Genomic DNA, 22,721 nt, shown 5'->3' with positions numbered 1-22,721 from the left:
TTTGCGGCAGGTATTAAGGTGGTACCGCGAAAACTCTTCGTCCTTACTTGGGATGAAGAGTTTTTTTATGAGAAGAAAGGGGATTTGTATGGGAAAACAAGAAACGGAAATGGCGAAAAAGTACGATCCGAAAGAAACAGAGAACCGCTGGTATGACTTCTGGAAGGAGACCGGGCAGTTTGAAGCAGGACAGACAGACGGTACACCTTATACAATTGTTATTCCGCCGCCGAACGTGACTGGCCGGCTTCACCTGGGCCATGCGTGGGATACGACGCTTCAGGATATTTTAATCCGCATGAAACGCATGCAGGGCTATGACACCTTATGGCTGCCCGGCATGGATCATGCCGGCATTGCTACCCAGTCCAAGGTCGAGGCGCAGCTGAAGGAAGAAGGCACGAGCCGCTACGAGCTTGGACGGGAAGCGTTCCTGGAAAAAACGTGGGGATGGAAAGAGGAATATGCAGATTTCATTCGCAGCCAGTGGGCCAAGCTTGGACTGTCGCTCGATTATTCGAGGGAGCGTTTTACGCTTGATGAAGGCCTGTCGGAAGCAGTGAGGGAAGTCTTTGTTTCGTTGTACGAAAGGGAGCTTATCTACCGGGGGGAATACATTATCAACTGGGATCCGGAAACGCAGACGGCGCTTTCGGATATCGAGGTGGAGTACAAAGAAGTGCAGGGTCACTTTTACCATATGCGCTACCCGGTTAAAGGCGAAAATACCTCGATCGAAGTAGCGACGACCCGGCCGGAAACGATGCTCGGGGACACGGCAGTAGCGGTACATCCGGAGGACGGACGCTATAAGCATCTTATCGGGAAAACGGCCGTGCTTCCGATAATCGGAAGAGAAATTCCGATTATCGCAGACGGCTATGTGGACATGGATTTTGGTTCAGGAGCAGTGAAAATTACGCCTGCTCATGATCCCAATGACTTTGAAATGGGCAACCGTCATGAACTGCCGCGCGTGCTTGTGATGAATGAGGACGGCAGTATGAATGAAAATGCAGGCATCTACGAAGGCATGGACCGTTTTGCCTGCCGCCGGCAGCTGACAAAGGACCTGCAGGCAGAGGACATTCTGTTTGATATCGAAGAACATATGCACTCTGTTGGTCATTCGGAACGGAGCGGCGCGGTAGTCGAGCCGTATCTTTCCACGCAGTGGTTTGTAAACATGGGGCCACTTGCAGAACAGGCGGTAGAGCTTCAGAAGAAGGAAGAAAAAGTTACCTTTGTTCCGGAACGCTTTGAAAAGACGTATCTGCAGTGGATGGAAAACATCCGGGACTGGTGTATTTCCCGCCAGCTGTGGTGGGGGCACCGTATCCCGGCCTGGTATCATAAAGAAACAGGCGAAATTTATGTAGGACGTACGGCACCGGAAAACCCGGAGGAGTGGAAACAGGACGAGGACGTGCTTGATACGTGGTTCAGCTCGGCCTTGTGGCCGTTTTCCACTATGGGGTGGCCGGAAGAAAGCGCGGACTATGCGCGCTACTACCCGACCAGTGCGCTCGTGACCGGCTACGATATCATTTTCTTCTGGGTGTCGCGAATGATTTTTCAGGGCCTGGAGTTTACCGGCGAACGGCCGTTTGAGGATGTACTCATTCACGGCCTGGTACGTGACAGTGAAGGGCGGAAAATGAGTAAATCCCTCGGTAACGGGGTGGACCCGATGGATGTCATCGACCAGTACGGTGCGGATGCTCTGCGTTTTCTGCTCGCTACAGGTACAACACCGGGCAATGATATTCGTTTTCAGTGGGAAAAGGTAGAGGCCAACTGGAATTTCGGCAATAAAATTTGGAACGCTGCCCGGTTTACGCTGATGAATGTGGAAGGGATAACGGCAGAAGATATCGAGCTCGAAGGCACAAAAACGATTGCAGACCGCTGGATTTTGCACCGTCTGCAGGAAACAAAGCAGAATGCCACCCAGCTGATGGAGAAATACGAGTTCGGAGAAGCCGGAAGGACACTTTATAACTTTATTTGGGATGACCTTTGTGACTGGTACATCGAAATGGCCAAGCTGCCGCTGTACGGGGAAGATGAACAGCCAAAACACATGGCCCAGTCTGTGCTTGTTCATGTGTTTGACCAGACGATGCGCATGCTTCACCCGATGATGCCGTTTATCACGGAGGAAATCTGGCAGCACCTTCCTCACGAAGGAACGTCGATCATGAGTGCTTCCTGGCCGACAGCGGATTCGCAGCTGTTTGACGAGGAAGCGGTGCGCGATATGGAATTAATTCAGGAGGTTATTCGTTCGGTCCGGAATACGCGGGCGGAAATGAACGTTCCACCGAGCAAAGAGGTACCGATGAGCCTGAAGCCGTCCAACAGCCAGGCCTCGGAACGACTCGAACGGGGGCAGGACTATATTGTACGGTTTGGAAATCCGGATACGCTGACTATCGATACAGCGCTGGAAGCTCCGGAAAAATCCATATCCCACGTCTTGAGCGGCGCGGAAATCTTCCTTCCGCTTGAAGGCCTGATTAATGTGGACGAAGAAATAGAACGGCTGCAGCGGGAAAAAGACAAGCTCGATAAAGAAGTGGAGCGGGTCACGAAAAAGCTGAACAACGAAGGGTTTGTCAGCAAAGCTCCCGCGCACGTCGTTGAGGAAGAAAAAGAAAAGCAGAAGGATTACGAACAAAAAAGAGAAAAAGTAACAGCCAGAATGGAAGAACTGCAAAAAAGCTAAGCAGCAGACGCCCCCGGCGAGGGGCCTGCTGCATGGCTGTTTAAAGGGAGGTCTACTTTGCACACATACAAGGAAGCAGAAGCATGGGTCCACTCACTCGAAACGTTTGGCATCCGCCCGGGACTTGACCGGATGAATATGATGCTTGAAGCTGTCGGCAACCCGGAACGCCGGCTGAAAGGCATTCATATCGGCGGAACGAACGGCAAAGGATCCACCACGGCGTTTACGAGAAATATTATGACAGAAGCAGGCATTGTTTGCGGGTCGTTCACATCACCGTATATCCACCATTTCCGTGAGCGTATTGCGACAGACGGCGAACCGATCAGCGAGGAGGATTTTCTGGAGCTGGCTGCCGTTCTTCGTCCAGTAGTGGAAAGCATTGCCCGCACGCCGTTTGGATCACCGACAGAGTTTGAAGTGATTACCGTCATTGCGGCAATGTATTTTGCCAGAAAAACGTTTCCGGACGTAGTGATATGGGAGGTTGGCCTTGGCGGCCGTCTGGACGCTACAAACGCCATACACCCTATGGTGAGCATTATCACAAACATTGGGCACGATCATCAGGGGATCCTCGGGGATACGCTCGAAGAAGTAGCCCGGGAAAAAGCCGGCATTATTAAAGGCGGGGTGCCCGTAGTGACATGTGAGCAGAATGAAGAGCTTGCCGGCATTTTTGAGGAAGCTGCCGATTACCAGCGCTCGAAATTTTACCAGCTTGGCAATCAGTTTCACGTTCGCCGTCTTGAACCGTCGGAGTCAGGAACTCGTTTTTCCTTTTATTCCCTTCTTGGAGACATGGAAGATCTCGAAGTCTCCATGCTCGGGGAGCATCAGGTGGAGAATGCGGCAGCTGCAGTAATCACAACACGTTACCTGAAAATGTATTACGCGCTGCCCGCAGAAGATGAGCATATCCGTGCCGGTCTGAAAAAAGCAGTCTGGCCGGGGAGGCTTGAAAAAGCGCCTGGCGAGGAGCATGTCCTTTTTGACGGTGCTCATAATGAAGAAGGAATGAAAAGTCTCAAGGAAGCATTGGCCAAGCATTATCCAAACGGCCATTTTCATTTTATTGTCGGAATGAAAACGGACAAATTACAGGCACCGGTGCTCGATCAGCTGGACGGCCTGGAGGTAAAATCCATCACGGCGGTACCGTTTGATTTTCCGGAGGCAGCAGCGCCGGAGGATATTGCTGAAGCGAATACAGCAGATGTTCAAAAAGCAGCAAGCTGGCAGGAGGCGTGGGAAAAAGCAAATACAGCCCGGGATCAGGAAGACGTGATCGTCTTTGCCGGCTCCCTGTATTTCATTTCCCAGTTGACGCAGGAGTGGAGTCAATAAGAAAGCGAGAAGCAGAAGCCGCGGCTTCTGCTTTTTATTATATTTTTGAGCTGATGAACGGAAAACCATGCTATAATAAGAAAAAAATGGAAGAGGTGTTGTAATGAACATATTGCTCGCTGTGTATTTTACAGCGGCAGGGATGATAGTGAGTTCCTTCTGTAATGCCGCAGGCATGCGCCTGGCTGCCGGCGGATCCGTGTGGTCGCCTCCATCGCACTGCCCGGTATGTATCCAGCCGATCAAAAAAAGAGATTTAATCCCCTGCTGTTCGTATCTGTCTCTGGGCGGTAAATGCCGCTTCTGTAAAAACCGTATTTCTGCGATTTATCCTCTTATGGAAGGCGCCGGTGGTGTCTTGTTTTTCCTCGCTTATGTCCGCTTCGGACCAACTGCAGGATTCGCTGCAGCTTTACTTCTTATTTCCTACCTTTTCATTATTACCATCAGCGATATTACAGCCATGATCATCCCGGACAGGGTCTCGCTTCTGTTTTTTCTTGGAGCGGTGCTTTTAAAATTTTTCTGGTTGGAAGAACCTGCCTGGAGCGAAAGCTTCATAGGTGCACTCGCCGGCTTTTTTCTTTTATCAGCCATTATTCTGGTCACAAGGGGAGGAATGGGTGGCGGCGATCTGAAAATATTTACTGTTCTTGGTTTTTTCTTTGGTCCGTCCCTTCTTGCCCTCAATTTTATAGCTGCTGTGTTTACCGCTTCTATCATTATTTTTCTTCTATATCCATTTGGTATTTTCAAAAAAGGAATGCCGTTCCCGTTTGCCCCTGCCATTGCGGCCGGCAGCTTATTTACTTTATTTGCCGGAGAAGCATGCCTGAAATGGTATCTGGCTTTTTTATAATTCCCCGCTTCAAACCCCCACACATAAAGGAGACGATTACTGATGAAAACGACTGCATCCTCCGCCGGGACAGAGCTGTTCCGGCCCCGCGAGAAAATGGAACAAAAAGGAGCGGAGTCACTGACGGAGCAGGAACTGCTGGCAGTACTTCTTCGCACAGGTACAAAGCAGGCCCCGGTGCTGGATCTGGCTGCGCAGGTGATGGAGCGTTTCGATGCTCTGCCATTACTGAAAGAAGCCACCAGGGAAGAGCTGATGGAAATTCCGGGCATCGGAAAAACAAAAGCTCTGGAGCTGCAGGCAGCGCTTGAATTGGGAAAGCGCATCTTTCGCTATTCGTACCCCGACAGATACGTGGTGCGTTCACCCGAAGACGCAGCGGAATACATGATGGAGGACTTGAGATTTTTACAGCAGGAGCATTTTGTAGTATTGTGTCTGAATACTAAAAATCAAATTATTCATAAGCAGACGTTATTTATCGGCAGTCTGAATTCAAGTATTGTACACCCAAGGGAACTATTCAAAGAAGCGCTGCGGCGATCCGCAGCGTCAATTATCTGCCTTCATAATCACCCATCCGGCGATCCGGCTCCGAGCAGCGAGGATATTCAGGTGACTAAACGGGTGGCAGAATGCGGCCGGCTGCTCGGCATCGAACTGCTCGATCATGTAATTGTTGGCGATCAGTGCTTTGAGAGCATGAAGGAGCAGGGATTTATGTAAAACAGAAAGATGCGAAAATAAGCCTATCCTAAAAAAACAGGTGCATTGACCCTATGTTTTTCAAATATTTTTCAGTATAATAAAAAATAGTGCAAGCAGGAACAGTTGTACTTTAATGCATAATAACGGGAGAGCGTCAGAGGGATGGAAAACCTGAAGATGATATCATTCATCCAGGGACCGCTGAACGTGCCCGCTACATATGGGAATACAAATGGTACCGGAAAATGCATTATCCGACATAATAAATCATTAGACGATCTAATGAACAATACCTGCTGAAAAGGACGACCGTGCATTTTGCAAGACGAGAGGAGATATACTTAGATGTTTGGAACGAGAGACCTGGGGATCGATTTAGGTACGGCAAATACGCTCGTTTACGCCAGAGGAGAAGGGGTCATTCTTCGTGAACCCTCGGTGGTGGCTATGCGGACAGACACGGGAAATATTGAAGCTGTAGGCCGCAGTGCGAAAAATATGATTGGGCGTACACCGGGGAATATTACGGCAATACGTCCAATGAAAGACGGCGTCATTGCTGATTTTGATACAACGGCGACCATGATGGAATATTTTATTGGTCAGTCGGTCAAAAAACGTTCGATATTCTCGAGAAAGCCAAATGTAATGGTATGCGTGCCGTCAGGTATTACGGCAGTTGAAAAGAGGGCCGTGGAGGATGCCACTAAACAGGCTGGGGCAAGAGAGGCCTACACGATCGAAGAACCGTTTGCAGCAGCGATCGGAGCCGATCTGCCGGTGTGGGAGCCTACAGGAAGCATGGTCGTTGATATCGGGGGCGGCACGACAGAAGTGGCTATCATTTCTCTTGGTGGAATTGTTACGAGTCAATCGATCCGCATTGCCGGAGATGAAATGGATGAAGCGATCATTCATTATATCCGAAAAACGTACAAAGTCATGGTGGGAGAGCGCACGGCGGAAGCCATTAAGCTTGAAGTTGGCGCTGCTGATGCTCCCGCAGAAAATGAAGACAATGATACAATGGAAATTCGCGGAAGAGATGTAGTGACCGGGCTTCCAAAAACAGTTACAATTACCTCTGAAGAGATTGCAGGATGTCTGAAGGACACGGTCTCCACTATTATTGATACGGTGAAGAGTACACTTGAACAGACTCCGCCTGAATTAGCAGCAGATATTATGGACCGTGGTATCCTGTTAACAGGAGGAGGGGCTCTTCTGCAGCACATTGACCGGGTTCTCAGCGAAGAAACGAACATGCCAGTATTAGTATCGGAGGAGCCTTTGGATTGTGTGGCACTTGGTACAGGACGCGCTTTAGAAAATATTCACTTGTTCCGCTCGAAAGCAGGTATTACATCCCGCTCAGGCCGGAATGCTTAATCTATCTTTAGAGTAGGTGGGGAACCATGCCGCACTTTTTTAACAATAAGCGATTGATCATCTTGATGGTAAGCATTATTCTTCTTGTTATACTCGTAGGGTTTTCCATGAGGGAACGGGAATCGGTGCCGTGGCCGGAAGAGTTCGTAAGAGACTCTGTAGGCGTTTTCCAGTCGACCATCAGCCGCCCGGCTCACTTTGCAGCTAATCGCTTCGAAGCCGTGGAAAATTTATTGGATACATACGAGGAAAATAAAACCCTTAAACAACAGCTGGAAAAATACGCTGCCACTTCGGCAGAGCTTGAAAACACCCGCCAGGAAAATGAAACACTCCGGGAGTCGGCTGATACGCAGGAAATGCTGAGCGACTATGAAAGCCGCCGGGCACTTGTCGTCTACCGGAACCCTGACCGCTGGACACAGACGATCGGTATTAATCAGGGCACCCAGAACGGTATTGAACAGGATATGGCCGTAGTTACGAATGAAGGCCTTATCGGACGTGTGGCTGAGGCTTCTGAATTTTCCTCCACCGTCCAATTACTATCCGACGGGGAACGGACGAACCGTATCAGCGCCAGTGTAATTGCCGGTGATGAGACGGTCAACGCTTTCATTGAAGGATGGGATGAAGACCGGGATGGTCTTATGCTCCGGAAAATCCGCAGTGATGCAGAAATTGAAGAAGGCCAGCAGGTAGTTACCTCAGGGATGGGCGGAGCGTTTCCAAGCGGTATTCCAATCGGAGAAGTAGAGAGCATAGAACCGGATGAATATGGTTTAACGTATAATGCCCTTATTGAACCAGCGGCAGACTTCAGTGATTTAACGTACGTGAACGTTCTGGACCGGAACATTGAAGATCTGAGTGAAGAATTTCCTTCGCTTGAAGAAGACCAGGAGCAGGAGAATGAAGAGGAAGAAGCCGTGGATCCGGTCGGTGAAGAAGGCGGCGGGGGCTCATGACACGCTTCCTTATCCCCGTATCGGTCTTTTGTTTATTTCTTATCGAAGGAACATGGTTTGAAATCCTCTTTCCTCAGGAAAATGAAAGTGGATGGGTGTGGATGCCGAGATTTGCGCTTATTGGAGTAGTTTTGACCAGCATATACCGTGGTCCGGTCGCAGGAGTATGGGCGGGTATTTTCGTTGGTTTTCTCTATGATTTCACCTACACGCAGATTCTTGGTGTTTATACATTCTGCTTCGGCTTCATTGCGTACGTGAGTTCCTACTCTCTGCCAGTGATCCGAAACAGCTATGGATGGCAGTGGCTTATCATATTCTGTGCGCTTTTCGTATTTGAACTGTTGATCTATTTTATTTATTTTTTGTTAGGTATTGCCGAACTTTCTTTCGGAGAATTTTTAGTGAAGCGGATGATTGCTTCGTGGCTTATTAACGGGGCTGCTGCTTTACTGCTGCTTGTTCCTTTCCGCCGTATTTTTGAATGGATTGAAGACCAGGAAAAAATCAGGCAGCGATAATTTTAAAAAAAGAAGTGGTTTGCTGTTTATTCCTGTGAAATGAAACCGTATAATGGAAAGAACGACATTTACTAAGAATGGAGAGCGCTTAAGGGTTCAGGGGTGAAAATATGACGAATAACAATGGAAATTATGTAACGATTAAAGGTACTAAAGAAGGATTAACCATTGTATTAAATGATCAGTGCTCTTTTCATGAACTTCTTGAGGAATTGAAGAAGAAGATTGAACGGGAGCAGCGTTTGTTTGAAAACGGACCGCAAGTGGAAGTCCGTGTGGACGCCGGGAACCGTTATTTGAGTAAAAGTCACGAAGAAGAAATTACAGAAGTTTTGAACAAAACGGGTTCAGTACGGGTGCATGAAGTTCATTCGAACGTGATGACAAAAGGTGAAGCACAAGAGGTAATTGAAAAAGCAACAGTAACGTCTGTCACACAGATTGTGCGTTCTGGGCAGGTGCTCCGCAAAACAGGCGATATCCTTATTATCGGCGATGTCAATCCCGGCGGAGTAGTGGAAGCAACGGGTAACATCTACGTTATCGGCGCATTAAAAGGGATAGCCAGAGCCGGAACAGAAGGAGAAAGTCATGCTGTGGTATGTGCCTCTGTGATGATTCCTAAACAAATTTCTATCTCGGATACGTATTTCTACGCGCCGGAAAAGCATGAAAAGCAGGAGCAGAAGCCTGCGATTGAAGGGCCGGGGTACGCGTATGTCACCGGAGAAGAATACAAGGCAATTGCATTTGAGGAAACAAAAATGCTCGGGCATTATTTACGCTCGGTCTCATATACATAAGCATGTCAGGCCGAAAACAGCTTCCGGACACCGTTAGCCGGAATGAGAAGCACGTAAGGTCTGAAAGGAGGAACCGTTGGTGGGAGAGGCAATAGTAATTACATCCGGTAAAGGCGGAGTCGGGAAAACCACGACTTCTGCCAACATCGGTACAGCACTTGCACTGCAGGGACAAAAAGTATGTTTGATTGATACAGATATCGGACTTCGGAATCTCGATGTCGTTATGGGTCTGGAAAACCGGATCATTTACGATCTGGTGGACGCTGCGGAAGGACGCTGCAAGGTGCAGCAGGCATTAATCCGGGATAAGAGGTTCGACTGCCTGCATTTGCTGCCGGCAGCACAGACGAAGGACAAATCTGCAGTGAATCCGGAACAAATGCAGGAAATCGTGGAGACGCTCCGTCCGGAATACGATTTTATTCTTATCGATTGCCCGGCCGGTATTGAGCAGGGGTTCAAAAACGCTGTTTCCGGCGCGGACAAAGCGATCGTTGTTACCACTCCGGATACGGCTGCTGTGAGAGACGCCGACCGGATCATCGGTTTGCTGGAAAACGAAGACATTGAACCGCCTAAGCTGGTAGTGAACCGTGTGAGGAGCGATCTTTCCCGGGAAGGCAACGTACTGGATGTGGAAGATGTCGTAGCTACACTTGCAGTGGATCTGCTTGGCATGATCGTAGATGAAGAGCATGTGTTAAAAGCAGCACATAAAGGAGAACCGATTGCGATGAACCCAAACAGCAGAGCTTCGCTTGGGTATCGTAATATCGCCCGCCGGCTGCTCGGGGAATCGGTGCCGCTTATGGCAGTAGAAGAAAAGAAAAGTTTTTTCTCCAAGATGAAAAGTTTATTCGGAATAAAATCATAGCAGGCTGAGGACGGGAAGTATGCTTCCTGTCCTTTTTATGCAGCTGAGTCAATTTTGTTTTCTTTAAGACCCGCGTGGTATAATAACAGTGAAAGGGCATGCTGTTTTGGAGCTGATTCCCGAATCGCCTGTCTTTCTTACAAAGGTTTTTGCAGAATGAAAGGCTTCGAGTTTCTATCCGAATGTGCGAAGGAGGAATCACTGATGACTGTTATAGAAAAGCACCCTTATCTTTCCGATGAAGAACGCCAAAAACTGGCCCTTTTAAATAAACAAATGCAGGAAGCAGCTTCCGAACAGGAATTAAAGCGGCTTACAACGCAGATCGCCCTGCTTCATGAAAAGGCGAAGGTCAGAGAAGAAAATAAGTCTAACTGAATGACTGCCACCATCATGTGGCAGTTTTTTCCTTTTGGAAAGAAATGCGCCACTGGAGGAACGTTCGATGGAATTAATTGCAAATATGAAAGCCGGGGAAGCAAGAGCAGCCCTGAAACATAATGGAAGAGTGACAGAATTCTTTTTCGAGTCGGCAATGGACGACACAGCAGCCGGAGATATTTATAAAGGAAGAGTAGTGGATGTGCTGCCGGGCATGGATGCTGCATTTATTGAGATCGGGAAAGGAAAAAAAGGGTATCTGCACCGGGACAATATTATGGCGTACCGGCTGATGAAAGAGCCGCTTGCCGAAAAAAAGCAGCGGGGCATTAAAGATTTTATCAAAAAGGGTGAATATTTATTTGTTCAGGTCGTGAAGGAAGAAACGGCCAAGAAAGGTGCCAAGCTTAAAGAAAATTTGTCACTGCCGGGAAAATACTGCGTGTATCTTCCGGATGAACCGGGATTGTTCATTTCACAAAAGGTGGAGGGAGCAGTAAAGGAAGAATGGCTCGAACAGGAAAAAGCGCTGCCGTTGAATGGAGACGGGCTGATTGTGCGTACGGAGGGAACGGTACAGCCCCTGGATGTGGTAAAAAAGGAAGTCTCCCAGTTGCAGAGCCTGTGGCAGGATATGGTTCTTCGGGGAGAAGAGCTGTCTTCGCCGGGAAAGGTATCGCAGGAGGAGCATTTTTTAACCAAATGCCTGGCAAATGCGCCTTTGGAATACGTGAAAAGAGTCGCTGTGGATACAAGAGAAGCGGTGGAGACAGCCAAAGCACAATTCAGCGGATGGGACCCCGAAAAGCGTCCGGAATTTGTGCTTTTTGAGCAACCGGAAAATATTTTCTCGAAAGAAAATGTGGAAGTCGATCTCGAACGTGCCTTAAAGCCTGTAGCGTGGCTGAAAAGCGGGGGATTTTTACAGATTGAAAAAACAGAAATGTGTATCACAATTGATGTGAATACGGGAAGGTTTACCGGAAAACATGATCTCGGGCACACGATTGTAAAAACGAACCTCGAAGCTGCCACAGAAGTGATGCATCAATTGCGTGTAAGAAATCTTTCCGGTATGGTGATGATTGACTTTATACGGATGCACGAAGAAAAAGACCGGCAGCATTTAATGCAGGTATTGGAAGAAAAAGCCGCGGAGGATCCGCAGAAAATACGGGTTGCCGGCTTCTCCCATCTCGGCGTCGTGGAGTTGACCCGCCAGCGTTCCCGACATAGTCTCGAGGAACATATGCTTGAACCCTTCGGTACAGAGTACGGCAAAGGGCGGAGACTCTCGGAGAAAGAACTGATGGAAAGATCAAAACGAATGCTCGGCTCCTGGATGGAAGAAGATGTAGATGCTATCGTGCTGGAAGTGCCGGACCGGCTGCTTGTCCGGGAAGGCAGGGCGTTGTATGATGACCTTCAGCAAATAGCCCCGGGACGCTTGTTTATCGTTTCTGAGCCGAAGGAACAGGAGATCGTTGTCCGCTACGCGGGAGACCTTGAAGTAGCGGAACAAAGAAATCAGGCTTTAAAAGCTCAAATGAAGCAGCGGGGAATTGACTTTCGTTTTTAATATATGCTATCATTTGTAACGTTAGTTGTTTGGAAGCACCCAAACTACAACCGCACAAGCACAGGTTTAAGCCCTGGAAAGGCACCTGTATTGGCGAGTCTAAGTGATTAGGAGGTGCAGAGATGTACGCAATTATTGAAACTGGTGGAAAACAGTTAAAAGTAGAAGAAGGCCAGACTATCTTCGTTGAAAAATTAGACGTAGAAGCTGGAGATGAAGTGACGTTCGGCAATGTAGTATTTGTCGGAGGCGACGATGTGAAAGTTGGTTCTCCTTTTGTTGAGGGAGCTAAAGTTACAGGCAAAGTAGAAAGACAGGGCCGTAACAAAAAAATCATCGTTTTCAAATTTAAGAAACGTAAAAACTACCGCCGTAAGCAGGGCCATCGTCAGCCTTACACAAAAGTTACAATCAACAGCATTGACGCGTAGTTATGATACAGGTCACTGTGAGCCGTGACGGGGCAGAACGTATTCGTTCTGTTACCATGACTGGCCATGCTGAGTCAGGCCCTTACGGCTATGACTTGGTATGTGCCGGCGCCTCGGCAGTATCTTTTGGGGCTGTAAATGCGATGGCATCTCTCTGCCATACAGATCCCGTAGTGGATTTAGGCACAGAAGGCGGGTATTTTCATTGTGTGCTTCCGGAAGAAAGCACCGAAGAGGATAAACGTCAAATGGAGCTTCTGGCAGAGGGCATGATTATCTCTTTGGAGACCATTGCTGAGCAGTACGGTGCATTTATATCAATTGAAGAGCATAGGAGGTGAATGTTGATGTTGAAATTAGACCTGCAGTTCTTTGCTCAGAAAAAAGGGGTAGGTAGTACAAAAAACGGTCGTGACTCCATTTCGAAGCGTTTGGGTACCAAGCGGGCCGATGGCCAGCACGTAACCGGTGGTTCTATCCTCGTCCGCCAGCGCGGTTCGAAAATTTTCCCTGGTAACAATGTTGGTAAAGGCGGAGATGATACTCTTTTCTCCAAAATCGACGGTGTTGTGAAATTTGAGCGTGTCGGGAAAAAACGTAAACGCGTGAGCGTTTATGAAAAAGAAGCGTAAGGCTCGCATCCGTTCAAACAGATATTTCTGTTTGAACGGATTTTTTTATTGAAAGGGGCCAGAAAGATGCAGGTAACAATTGTTGGTTTTTGGCATGCATTTCCGGAAGCAGGGGAGGCAGCTTCCGGTTATCTGCTTGAAGAAAATGGTTTTCAGCTGCTGCTCGACTGTGGAAGCGGAGTGATTTCCCAGCTGCAGCATTACACGGAGCTTAGCGGCATCGACGCCGTACTGCTGTCCCATTACCACCAGGACCATGTTGGCGATTTCGGAGCTTTTCAGTACTATCGCCTGCTTGAACCTGTCCTTTGGCCGGAAAAGCAGCACCAGACAGCGGTCTATGCGCACCGGGAGGATGAAGAAGGCTTTCAGCGCCTGTTTTATAAAGAAGCAGTACAGCCGACAGAATACCGGGCGGAGGAACCGTTTACCGCCGGACCGTTTACCATTACTCCTACAGCTGTAAAACACGCTGTGCCCTGCTTCGGTTTCCGGATTGAGACAGCCGGGGGCAGCTTGTTTTTTACCGCAGACACCTCATATCTACCAGAGCTTGAGCAGGCCGCCGCCCATGTGGATGTGCTTATTGCAGAATCCAGCTTTTATGCTGGCCAGGACGGCTCGTTTGCAGGCCATATGAATTCAGAAGAAGCAGCAGCACTTGCCAAAAGGGCTGAAGCAGGTAAGTTAATATTAACCCACCTGCCTCATTTCGGAGACCATACGCAGCTGAAAAGAGAAGCAGAAAGTATATTTTCAGGCCCCGTGGAGCTAGCGGCAGGAGGGCTTAAAATAAATATCAGCTGAGGCAGTTAATCATTTCTTCCGGGAAATGATTTTTTTGTGTTCAAATGAAAGCGGTACCGCATGTGCCTTTACATATTCTTAACAATCAAACTATTTTCTCTTAACAATTAAGTCCTATACTAAGCATTGGGAGCAAAAAGAGTTGCTTTGCCATGATTACATAAACAAAGAGGAGGAAGTTGATTTGAAACTTAAAACAGTATGGATGGTTCCAACATTAGCCTCAATGGCAGTATTTGCATCCGCATGTGGCGGTGGGGGAGAAGAACCAGGTGGTTCGGAAGAAAGCTCCGGCGGTGAAGGCAGCGGAGAAGAAAGCTCCGGCCAGGAAGGCGGATCCGGAGACATCGCTATTGACGGCTCCTCTACAGTCTTTCCAATTATGGAAGCTGTATCAGAAGAATTCCAGAAAGAAAATGAAGATATAGAAGCACCGGTGGGAGTATCCGGTTCCGGTGGCGGTTTTGAACGTTTCATTGAAGGCGAAACAGACCTTAACAACGCCTCACGGGAAATTTCTGAAGAAGAGCAAGAGGCTCTTGAAGAAGAAGAGATCGAATACACTGAACTGACAATGGCTTACGATGGCATCACTGTGGCGGTAAATCCGGAAAATGATTTTGTTGATCAATTGACTTATGATCAACTTGAGCAGATTTACTCCGATGACAGTGATGCAGAAACCTGGTCCGATATTAACGAAGAATGGCCGGACGAAGAGCTGGATCTTTATGCTCCGGGTACTGATTCCGGTACGCATGATTACTTTGTAGAAAATGTACTTGGCGGCGCTGACCTCACCCGGAACGCTTCAACGTCCGAAGATGACAATACTCTCGTCAATGGTGTAGCGGGAAGCGAGAGCGCTCTTGGGTTCTTTGGATATTCCTACTACAGTGAAAACGAAGACGACTTAAAAGCTGTACCAGTTACAGATGATGATGAAGAAGCTGTAGAGCCTTCACCTGAAACGATCAATGATGAATCGTATCCACTGGCGCGTCCATTGTTCACTTATTTCAAAAATTCTTCTGTAGAAGATGATGAAGATGTAGAAGAATATGTGCGCTTTGCCAATGAAAATGCCGGGGAACTGGCAGAAGAAGTAGGCTATGCAGCAGCACCGGACAGTGTATATGAAGAAAACGAAGAAAAAATTGATGAAGCAGCTGGAGAGTAAATCAAAGGCAGTAAAGGGCAAAAAGCGAGGAAGCTTTGACTTCCTTGCTTTTGTACTTGCCTGAAAGAAATCATCTGTTAAGGGGATGTGCAGCAAAATGGAAGATCGTTCAAAGCTTTCGATCAGTGAAAGGATCGAGCAGAAAACAAAGGGCTCCGGTTCTTCGAGCTTTATGGAAAAGCTGATGCCGGCCGTCTTTTTATTGTGTGCAATTATTTCGATATTAACGACTTTGGGTATTGTGTTTACGTTATTGTTTGAAACAGTGACCTTTTTCCGTGGTGTGCCGTTTGCTGATTTTTTTGCTTCCACTGAATGGTATCCATTCTTTTCGGAGCCGCAGTACGGTATCTGGCCGTTAGTCAATGGCACGTTATTGGTCGCCGGTATTGCCATGATGGTAGCCATTCCGTTCGGACTGGGTGCCGCCATTTATTTGAGTGAGTATGCGTCAGAAAAAGTCCGCAAAACTGTTAAACCAGTTTTAGAAGTATTGGCTGGTATTCCAACTATTGTTTATGGTTTTTTTGCTCTTACTTTTGTGACACCGATTCTAAGGGCTGTTATACCCGGGTTGGACGTTTTCAACGCATTGAGCCCAGGGATTATAATAGGCGTAATGATTATTCCAATGATTGCGAGCCTTTCAGAGGATGCGATGAGTTCGGTGCCCAATTCGATCCGGGAAGGGGCTTTCGCTTTAGGAGCCACGCGTATGGAAGTAACCGTGAAAGTAGTTTTGCCGGCAGCTTTATCGGGCGTCATTGCCTCCTTCGTCCTTGGCATTTCACGTGCGATCGGGGAGACAATGATCGTGTCAGTGGCAGGTGGTGCCAGCCCGGGCATGGGAATCGACCCGACAGGGGCGGTGCAGACAATGACAGCGTACATTGTGCAGGTAGTTAAAGGAGACGCTGGTTTTGGAACGCCGATCTATTACAGTATTTATGCTGTCGGTATGACATTGTTTGTATTTACTCTGGCGATGAACCTGTTGGCTCATTACATTTCTCGACGATTCCGGGAGGATTACTAAATGAAATTTGCAGATACAACAGTATCTAATGAAAGATACGAAGAAAATACTCAGCGGCTGAGCAAAAGGCATATTTGGAATAAGGCGTTTAAAGGCATTTGTTTCGGAGCGATGGCTTTTAGCATACTGATGCTTATCGTATTGCTCATACGAATACTCACTCAAGGAATTGGTTTTTTAAGCTGGGACCTTATCGTAAACTTTGCTTCAAGAAACGCTGAAGACGCAGGAATGCTGGCTGCGCTGGCAGGGACAATTTGGCTGATGGTTGTAGCAGCACCGCTTTCTTTTGTTTTAGGCGTTGGCACCGCTGTTTATATGGAGGAATACGCTCCTGTAAACAGATTTACCAAGCTGCTTCAAACGAACATTTCCAATCTTGCCGGTGTCCCGTCTGTTGTGTTCGGGCTTTTGGGGCTTACGATTTTCAACCGTCTCCTGGGTTTGGGAGCGAGCGTTTTGGCAGGGGGACTGACGCTGTCCCTGCTTGTTCTTCCTATTATCGTTGTCGCCTCCAGGGAGGCTATTAATGCGGTTCCGACAGACGTTAAACAGGCCTCCTACGCGATGGGAGCAACTAAATGGCAGACAATCTTCAGAATTGTTATTCCTACATCTCTTCCGGGAATACTGACAGGTACTATTTTGGCACTCTCGCGGGCGATTGGTGAGACAGCCCCAATCCTGGTAATTGGTGCACTGACATATGTTGCTTCCACACCGTCAGATCTGTTTTCAAACTTTACTGCGATGCCAGTTCAGATTTATGACTGGACCGGACGTCCACAGGAGGAATTTCAAAACATTGCGGCGGCAGGAATTATTATCATACTGCTGATGCTCTTTTTCATGAACTCAATTGCCGTATTCATCCGGACTAAATTCCAAAAACGTTTTTAATATAGGTACCAAAGAAAGGGGAAGCCAGATGCAAACTAAGCATGAAAACCGTTCAGGAGAAGGAAATAAAACCATGAATACAGAGGAAAAAGCGCCGCTTGCCTATAACGTAGAGCAGTTGAACCTCTGGTACGCTGATAATCACGCGCTTCAGGATATTTCGATGGAGATTCCGGAAAAGTCTGTAACAGCCATTATCGGTCCTTCGGGCTGCGGGAAATCAACATTTATTAAAACCTTAAACCGGATGACTGAAATGAATCCGATTGTAAAGACGAATGGTTCCATCAAGTATCGGGAAAACGAGATTTTTGCAAAGGATTTTAGTGTCGAGTACCTTCGTACTAAAGTAGGAATGGTGTTTCAAAATCCGAACCCATTTCCCAAATCAATTTATGAAAATGTAATATACGGTCCGAAAATTCATGGCATCAAAGATAAAAAGACGCTTGATGAAATCGTGGAAAAAAGCCTGAAAAAAGCGGCTATCTGGGACGAAACAAAAGACCGGCTGAAAGAAAATGCTTTCGGACTTTCCGGCGGCCAGCAGCAGCGTCTTTGTATCGCCCGCTGCCTGGCAATTGAACCTGACATCATTTTAATGGATGAGCCTACTTCTGCACTGGATCCAATTTCTACGCTGAAGATTGAAGAACTGATCCAGGAGCTGAAAAAAGACTACACGATCGTCATTGTTACCCACAATATGCAGCAGGCAGCCCGTATTTCAGATAATACTGCCTTCTTTTTGAACGGTGTTATTGTAGAATATGATCAAACAGATAAAATCTTTTCTTCGCCGGCGAAAAAAGAAACGGAAGATTATATTTCCGGCAGGTTCGGCTGATCCGGAAGAAAGAGGCGGGATAATGGGCGTTCGAAAGGCGTACGAGCAGGATTTGACGTATTTAAAGCAGGAAATACTCAACATGGGCAAATATGTAAAGTATGCTTTCGACCAATCACTGCTCGCGTTAAAAACCAACGATAATCAGTCACTAGCCCGGGAGATTGTTACCGATGATAAAAATATTAATTCCATGGAGCTTAAAATCATGGATGCTGCAACACTGACTATTGCCAAGCAGCAGCCGGTGGCTACAGACCTGCGCCGGTGTATCGTGGCTTTAAAAATGGCTAGTGACCTCGAGCGGATGGCAGATATCGCGGTGGATATTGCAAAAGCTTCATCTAGGCTGAGTGAAAATAGAAGCCGCGAGGATATCGACCAGTTAATTGATATGGCGGAAATCGCCAAGCAGATGTTTGACCAGGCGATGGAAGCATATGAAAATCAGGAATTGATGCATGCCCAGCGTGTTGCTTCGTTAGACGATCATGTGGACAGTAAATACAAATTGTTTATCCAGAAACAGCTTCGGCAAAATGCTGATGAAGTGCTGCTGGAAGATATTACTCAGCTGTCTTTCATCGGCCGATATATCGAGCGGTTCGCAGACCATACGACTAATCTGGCAGAATGGGTTGTCTATGAAGTAAACGGACATCATTTTGATTTAAACTAAACATGTACAGGAGGTCTCCACCTGAGGGTGGGGACTTTTTATACTTTCCTAAGTCCTTTTGCAGACACGCAGTCAATTGAATGAACTCCCTAAAAGAAAAAATTTAACCGGATGTTATCTCAAATACCTGCTCCCGCCTGTCGATATAAAAAGAGAAGAAGCGACAGTGCACTATCAATTAGTATTGAGTTCAAAAGGCGGAGGTACGGGCATGAGCCATACAGAATATTTGGATATGTTTATTGAAGAAAGCCAGGAGCACATTCAGGCGATTAACGTTCATCTGCTGGAACTCGAAAAGCAGCCGGAGGATGAAACGATCATTGGGGAAATTTTTCGTTCGGCCCATACCATGAAAGGCATGGCCGGAACGATGGGATATGAGGATTTAACGAATGTTACGCACGCCCTCGAAAATGTTCTCGACCAAATGCGTGAAAAAACGAAACTCGCAGATACGGAAACAATGGATGTACTGCTTGAAGCAGCAGATGTTGCCGAAGAGATTGTAGAGGATATTGCTTCCGGCGGTGAGGGGAAAAAGGATATACAGGCTATTACGGCAAAGCTGCTTGGCCAAAGCACGCGGCCTGAGGCAGAGCAGGAAACAAAAGAAAAGACCAGTATCAATATGGATTGGAATGAATACGACCGGGCAGTGATCGCACAGTCCGTGGAAAGCGGCATGCAGGCATATGCGGTGCAAGTCACCCTTGAGGAAAACGCCATGTTAAAAGCAGCACGTGCCTATATGGTATTTGAAGCTCTTGAAGCAGACGGTCACGTTATTAAATCAGTGCCGGAAGCTTCAGATATTGAAGCGGAGCGATTTAATAACGAATTTACCGCAGCAGTAGTAACAACCGCTGCAAAAGAAGAGCTGATCAACCGGGTGGCTTCTATTTCGGAAATCGAAACAGTGGTGGCAGAGGTAATTGAAATAACGACGACCACAGACAACCAGGAAAGTTTGGAAAAAGCACCGTCTCCGGATGCAAAAGAAGTCAGCTCGCCGGATCGTAAGCGTACAGAAACGAACAAAACCATCCGGGTCAATATCGACCGGCTGGATAAATTGATGAACCTTTTTGAAGAGCTGGTTATCGACCGGGGACGCCTCGAGCGTATATCCGGGGAAATACGAAGCAGTGAGTTGACAGAAACAGTCGAAAGAATGTCACGGACAACCGGGAGCCTGCAGGAAATTATTTTACATATGCGGATGGTCCCGGTCGATCAGGTATTCAGTCGTTTCCCGAAAATGGTGCGCAGCCTGTCGAGAGATCTTGGTAAAAAAATCGGGCTTGAAGTCATTGGTGCAGAGACAGAACTTGATCGTTCTATTATCGATGAAATCGGCGATCCGCTCGTTCACCTTATACGAAATTCGATCGACCATGGAATTGAAATGCCGGAAAAGAGAAAGCGGGACGGCAAGCCGGAAGAGGGTCATGTCGAGCTGCGTGCTTATCACAGCGGCAATCATGTGTATATTGAAATTGAGGATGACGGCGGCGGAATCGACCGTGAACGTGTGCTCAAAAAGGCCGTGGAAAATGAAGTAATAGCTGCCGAAGATGCTGATACGCTTACGGATTACGACGTTCATCAATTCATTTTTTCAGCAGGCTTCAGCACCGTTGATGAAGTGACTGATCTGTCAGGACGCGGGGTTGGTCTGGACGTAGTAAAGAATACGTTTGAATCACTTGGCGGCGTCATCAGCGTGCATTCTGAAAAAGGAAGAGGAACCAGGTTCAGTATTCAGCTTCCCCTGACCCTGTCGATTATTGATGTGATGCTTGTTGATGTAGGTGAAGATCATTACGGACTGCCGCTTACTTCTATCGTAGAGACAGCAAGTATTAAGAGCAGCAGCATTTTTTATGTGCACAAGCGGAAAATGATCGATTTTCGCGGAAATATTATTCCGGTGATGTTTTTGGAGGATGTATTTGAAGTCCCGGTGGAGCGGGAGTGGGACCGTGAAAATTACTCTGTCGTAGTCGTGCATAAAGGAGAAAAGATGGCCGCTCTGGTTGTCGACAGTTTTATTGGCCAGCAGGATGTCGTATTGAAATCACTCGGCCATTACCTGCGGGACGTACGCGCCATATCAGGAGCGACGATTCTTGGAGATGGTAATGTAGCATTAATTGTAGAGACAAATGCTCTATTGTAAGGAGGAAGTATTATGACGGAAGAAAATGCTGTGAAAAAAGTCATTATATTCCGATTGGAGGCCGAAGAATACGGGGTTGAAGTAAATCATGTCCAGTCGATTGAACGGATGCAGAATTTCATCCGTATACCAAATGCTGAAAAAAGTATACGCGGCGTCATTAATTTGCGGGGCGTCATTATCCCGATCATAGATCTTCGAAAAAGGCTCTCCTATGAAGAAGTTCCTTATACAGAAGAAACCCGGATTTTAATTTTAGCTCTTGAAGGCAATCATGCCGGTCTTATAGTTGACGCAGCAAACGATGTGATGGACGTGTTTGAAAGTGAAGTCGTGGCGCCTCCTCAGGCGGCGTCGAAAGAAGAACAGATGTATTTAAAAAACGTGATCAAGAAAGAAAGCCGCATATTTACTCTTTTAAATGTTCACGCAGTAGCCGAATCTCTGGAAACGGCGTCTGTTTGATTCCCGGGGCTGTTCTCCTTTACTATAGGAGAAAGAGTCCTTTTTGTTATGAGTGAAACGTAAATTAAAGAAGGAAACGGACAGGGGAAATATAGTCACAGGACTGTACGCCGCAGATAGAACAAGGTATGATGTTAACAGCGACGCCAGGCAGCGTGCGTTCGAAATTTTATATAATGGGGACATGCTTCCATGAGTTTACATCAATCGACCGAAGAAAAACAGTATGATATCAATATGATGTTTGTATTGTTTTTGTTCGCAGTAGTCAGCTGTTTCTATATTTTTCAGGCTCAGCAGCTCGGACAATACGAAGGCAATTTTATGATTCAGCAGATTATTTTTTTCGTCCTGGCTTTTGCCATTATGATGGTGGTTCTACATTTTGATTTTGAGTATTATCTGGTACTTCACTGGTTTTTATATGCTTTTGGACTGGCTCTTTTAGCAGGCCTGTTGGTCGCTCCGGCAAGCATTGCTCCAGTGATTAATGGGGCGCAGTCATGGTATGTAATACCGGGTCTCGGCCAGTTTCAGCCGGCAGAATTTATGAGAATTTTTCTGATTTTGACGCTCAGCGCCATCATTTATAATCACCATACAGAGTACAGTGGAAGCAAAAACATGCGCTCTGATTTTATACTTATAGGGAAAATGTTTCTGCCGACCCTTCCCGTCATTCTGCTTCTGGCCACACAGCCGGACATGGGGAGTGTCATGCTCGTAGGAGCTATTTTCGTTTCTCTTTTAGTGGTCTCGGGTATTTCCTATAAAATATTGGCAGTAGCTATCGGTGGCCCGCTTTTAGCAATACTTGGATTTGTCATTTCTTTTTTCCAGTTTCCTAATTTGATGGAGCGGTTTGTATTTTCCAATATGGATCCTTATCAGGTGAGCAGAATCCAGGGATGGCTGAACCCGTTTGAAAATCAGGACGCTGGTTTTCAAACAGCAAGAGCATTGACGGCTATCGGTTCCGGAAGGTTGTTTGGCAACGACGGGGATCAGGTGTATATTCCGGAAGCCCACACGGATTTCATTTTTGCTGTTGTCGGCTCTGTGCACGGTTTTCTGGGCGGAGCTATGGTTATTACACTTTATTTTGTGCTGCTGTACCAGATTCTTCTGATCAGCATGCGGTCGCATAACGCATACGGCAAATACATTTGTGCGGGTGTTATTGGATTGTTTGCTTTTCAGGTATTTCAAAATATCGGGCAAAGCCTTGGTCTTCTTCCGGTCACCGGTTTTACGCTTCCGCTTCTCAGTTACGGAGGAAGCTCGCTCGTCGGGACCATGTTTATTTTAGGCATCGTAATGAGTGTGCGCTATCATTCAAAAAATTATTTCTTTGCCCACCACAAAAACCAGTAAAAGCCAGCCGGATTCCGGCTGGCTT

The 22,721-nt window shown here is 47.2% G+C and carries 23 protein-coding genes and 2 other annotated features (1 of these 25 only partly in view); all 23 genes read left to right on the top strand.

Features of this window, described 5'->3' with window-relative positions; genetic code table 11:
* Window positions 1–48, top strand: a binding site (T-box leader) (it extends 168 nt beyond the left edge of the window).
* A gap of 40 nt (window positions 49–88) precedes the next feature.
* Window positions 89–2,728, top strand: coding sequence for a valine--tRNA ligase (locus tag BLV22_RS10060; RefSeq protein WP_091614701.1), 2,640 nt, complete (start codon window positions 89–91; stop codon window positions 2,726–2,728).
* A gap of 57 nt (window positions 2,729–2,785) precedes the next feature.
* Window positions 2,786–4,078: a bifunctional folylpolyglutamate synthase/dihydrofolate synthase gene (locus tag BLV22_RS10055; RefSeq protein WP_091614698.1), complete on the top strand. Its 1,293-nt coding sequence runs from the start codon at window positions 2,786–2,788 to the stop codon at window positions 4,076–4,078.
* A gap of 103 nt (window positions 4,079–4,181) precedes the next feature.
* A complete protein-coding gene (locus BLV22_RS10050) occupies window positions 4,182–4,937 on the top strand; it encodes a prepilin peptidase (RefSeq protein ID WP_091614696.1) in 756 nt (251 codons plus the stop codon).
* Window positions 4,938–4,979: 42 nt separating this feature from the next.
* Window positions 4,980–5,663, top strand: coding sequence for a RadC family protein (gene radC, locus BLV22_RS10045; RefSeq protein WP_091614693.1), 684 nt, complete (start codon window positions 4,980–4,982; stop codon window positions 5,661–5,663).
* Window positions 5,664–5,990: 327 nt separating this feature from the next.
* A complete protein-coding gene (locus tag BLV22_RS10040; RefSeq protein ID WP_091614690.1) occupies window positions 5,991–7,034 on the top strand; it encodes a rod shape-determining protein in 1,044 nt (347 codons plus the stop codon).
* Between the two features lie 26 nt (window positions 7,035–7,060).
* A complete protein-coding gene (mreC, locus tag BLV22_RS10035) occupies window positions 7,061–8,002 on the top strand; it encodes a rod shape-determining protein MreC (RefSeq protein ID WP_091614687.1) in 942 nt (313 codons plus the stop codon).
* Entirely contained in the window at window positions 7,999–8,523 is a 525-nt protein-coding gene (gene mreD / locus BLV22_RS10030) for a rod shape-determining protein MreD (protein WP_091614684.1), read from the top strand. Before mreC ends, mreD begins: the two co-directional genes overlap by 4 nt.
* Window positions 8,524–8,633: 110 nt before the next feature.
* A complete protein-coding gene (minC, locus tag BLV22_RS10025; protein WP_091614681.1) occupies window positions 8,634–9,326 on the top strand; it encodes a septum site-determining protein MinC in 693 nt (230 codons plus the stop codon).
* 79 nt (window positions 9,327–9,405) lie between these two features.
* Window positions 9,406–10,203 carry a septum site-determining protein MinD gene (gene minD, locus BLV22_RS10020; protein WP_091614678.1) on the top strand — a complete coding sequence of 266 codons (798 nt, stop codon included), beginning with the start codon at window positions 9,406–9,408 and terminating at the stop codon, window positions 10,201–10,203.
* 204 nt (window positions 10,204–10,407) lie between these two features.
* The gene (locus tag BLV22_RS15065; RefSeq protein WP_022793174.1) at window positions 10,408–10,581 is read left to right on the top strand and encodes a hypothetical protein; all 174 of its coding nucleotides are present in this window, start codon (window positions 10,408–10,410) and stop codon (window positions 10,579–10,581) included.
* A gap of 67 nt (window positions 10,582–10,648) precedes the next feature.
* Window positions 10,649–12,163 (top strand): Rne/Rng family ribonuclease, encoded by a 1,515-nt coding sequence (locus BLV22_RS10015; protein WP_091614675.1) that lies wholly within the window; start codon window positions 10,649–10,651, stop codon window positions 12,161–12,163.
* A 38-nt stretch (window positions 12,164–12,201) separates the two neighbouring features.
* Window positions 12,202–12,274: a sequence feature (ribosomal protein L21 leader region), on the top strand.
* A gap of 11 nt (window positions 12,275–12,285) precedes the next feature.
* A complete protein-coding gene (gene rplU, locus BLV22_RS10010) occupies window positions 12,286–12,594 on the top strand; it encodes a 50S ribosomal protein L21 (protein WP_022793176.1) in 309 nt (102 codons plus the stop codon).
* Window positions 12,595–12,596: 2 nt separating this feature from the next.
* The gene (locus tag BLV22_RS10005) at window positions 12,597–12,935 is read left to right on the top strand and encodes a ribosomal-processing cysteine protease Prp (protein WP_091614673.1); all 339 of its coding nucleotides are present in this window, start codon (window positions 12,597–12,599) and stop codon (window positions 12,933–12,935) included.
* A gap of 6 nt (window positions 12,936–12,941) precedes the next feature.
* The gene (gene rpmA, locus BLV22_RS10000; protein ID WP_091614670.1) at window positions 12,942–13,226 is read left to right on the top strand and encodes a 50S ribosomal protein L27; all 285 of its coding nucleotides are present in this window, start codon (window positions 12,942–12,944) and stop codon (window positions 13,224–13,226) included.
* 66 nt (window positions 13,227–13,292) lie between these two features.
* Window positions 13,293–14,033 (top strand): MBL fold metallo-hydrolase, encoded by a 741-nt coding sequence (locus tag BLV22_RS09995; RefSeq protein WP_091614668.1) that lies wholly within the window; start codon window positions 13,293–13,295, stop codon window positions 14,031–14,033.
* 184 nt (window positions 14,034–14,217) lie between these two features.
* Entirely contained in the window at window positions 14,218–15,213 is a 996-nt protein-coding gene (locus tag BLV22_RS09990; protein WP_245724068.1) for a phosphate ABC transporter substrate-binding protein PstS family protein, read from the top strand.
* 85 nt (window positions 15,214–15,298) lie between these two features.
* A complete protein-coding gene (gene pstC, locus BLV22_RS09985) occupies window positions 15,299–16,249 on the top strand; it encodes a phosphate ABC transporter permease subunit PstC (protein ID WP_091614666.1) in 951 nt (316 codons plus the stop codon).
* Window positions 16,250–17,149 carry a phosphate ABC transporter permease PstA gene (pstA, locus tag BLV22_RS09980; protein ID WP_091614663.1) on the top strand — a complete coding sequence of 300 codons (900 nt, stop codon included), beginning with the start codon at window positions 16,250–16,252 and terminating at the stop codon, window positions 17,147–17,149.
* Between the two features lie 73 nt (window positions 17,150–17,222).
* Window positions 17,223–17,996: a phosphate ABC transporter ATP-binding protein PstB gene (gene pstB, locus BLV22_RS09975; RefSeq protein ID WP_245724073.1), complete on the top strand. Its 774-nt coding sequence runs from the start codon at window positions 17,223–17,225 to the stop codon at window positions 17,994–17,996.
* Window positions 17,997–18,018: 22 nt separating this feature from the next.
* Window positions 18,019–18,675 (top strand): phosphate signaling complex protein PhoU, encoded by a 657-nt coding sequence (gene phoU / locus BLV22_RS09970; RefSeq protein WP_176967737.1) that lies wholly within the window; start codon window positions 18,019–18,021, stop codon window positions 18,673–18,675.
* 211 nt (window positions 18,676–18,886) lie between these two features.
* A complete protein-coding gene (locus tag BLV22_RS09965; RefSeq protein ID WP_091614655.1) occupies window positions 18,887–20,857 on the top strand; it encodes a chemotaxis protein CheA in 1,971 nt (656 codons plus the stop codon).
* Window positions 20,858–20,869: 12 nt separating this feature from the next.
* Window positions 20,870–21,322: a chemotaxis protein CheW gene (locus BLV22_RS09960; RefSeq protein ID WP_091614652.1), complete on the top strand. Its 453-nt coding sequence runs from the start codon at window positions 20,870–20,872 to the stop codon at window positions 21,320–21,322.
* A gap of 192 nt (window positions 21,323–21,514) precedes the next feature.
* Window positions 21,515–22,696 carry an FtsW/RodA/SpoVE family cell cycle protein gene (locus tag BLV22_RS09955; RefSeq protein WP_091614650.1) on the top strand — a complete coding sequence of 394 codons (1,182 nt, stop codon included), beginning with the start codon at window positions 21,515–21,517 and terminating at the stop codon, window positions 22,694–22,696.
* Window positions 22,697–22,721 lie beyond the last annotated feature (25 nt).

The organism is Marinococcus luteus, assembly GCF_900106595.1.
GTDB lineage: Bacteria > Bacillota > Bacilli > Bacillales > Marinococcaceae > Marinococcus > Marinococcus luteus.
The sequence above is the reverse complement of the archived record's forward strand: the minus strand, read 5'-3'. Positions and strand labels throughout refer to the sequence as shown.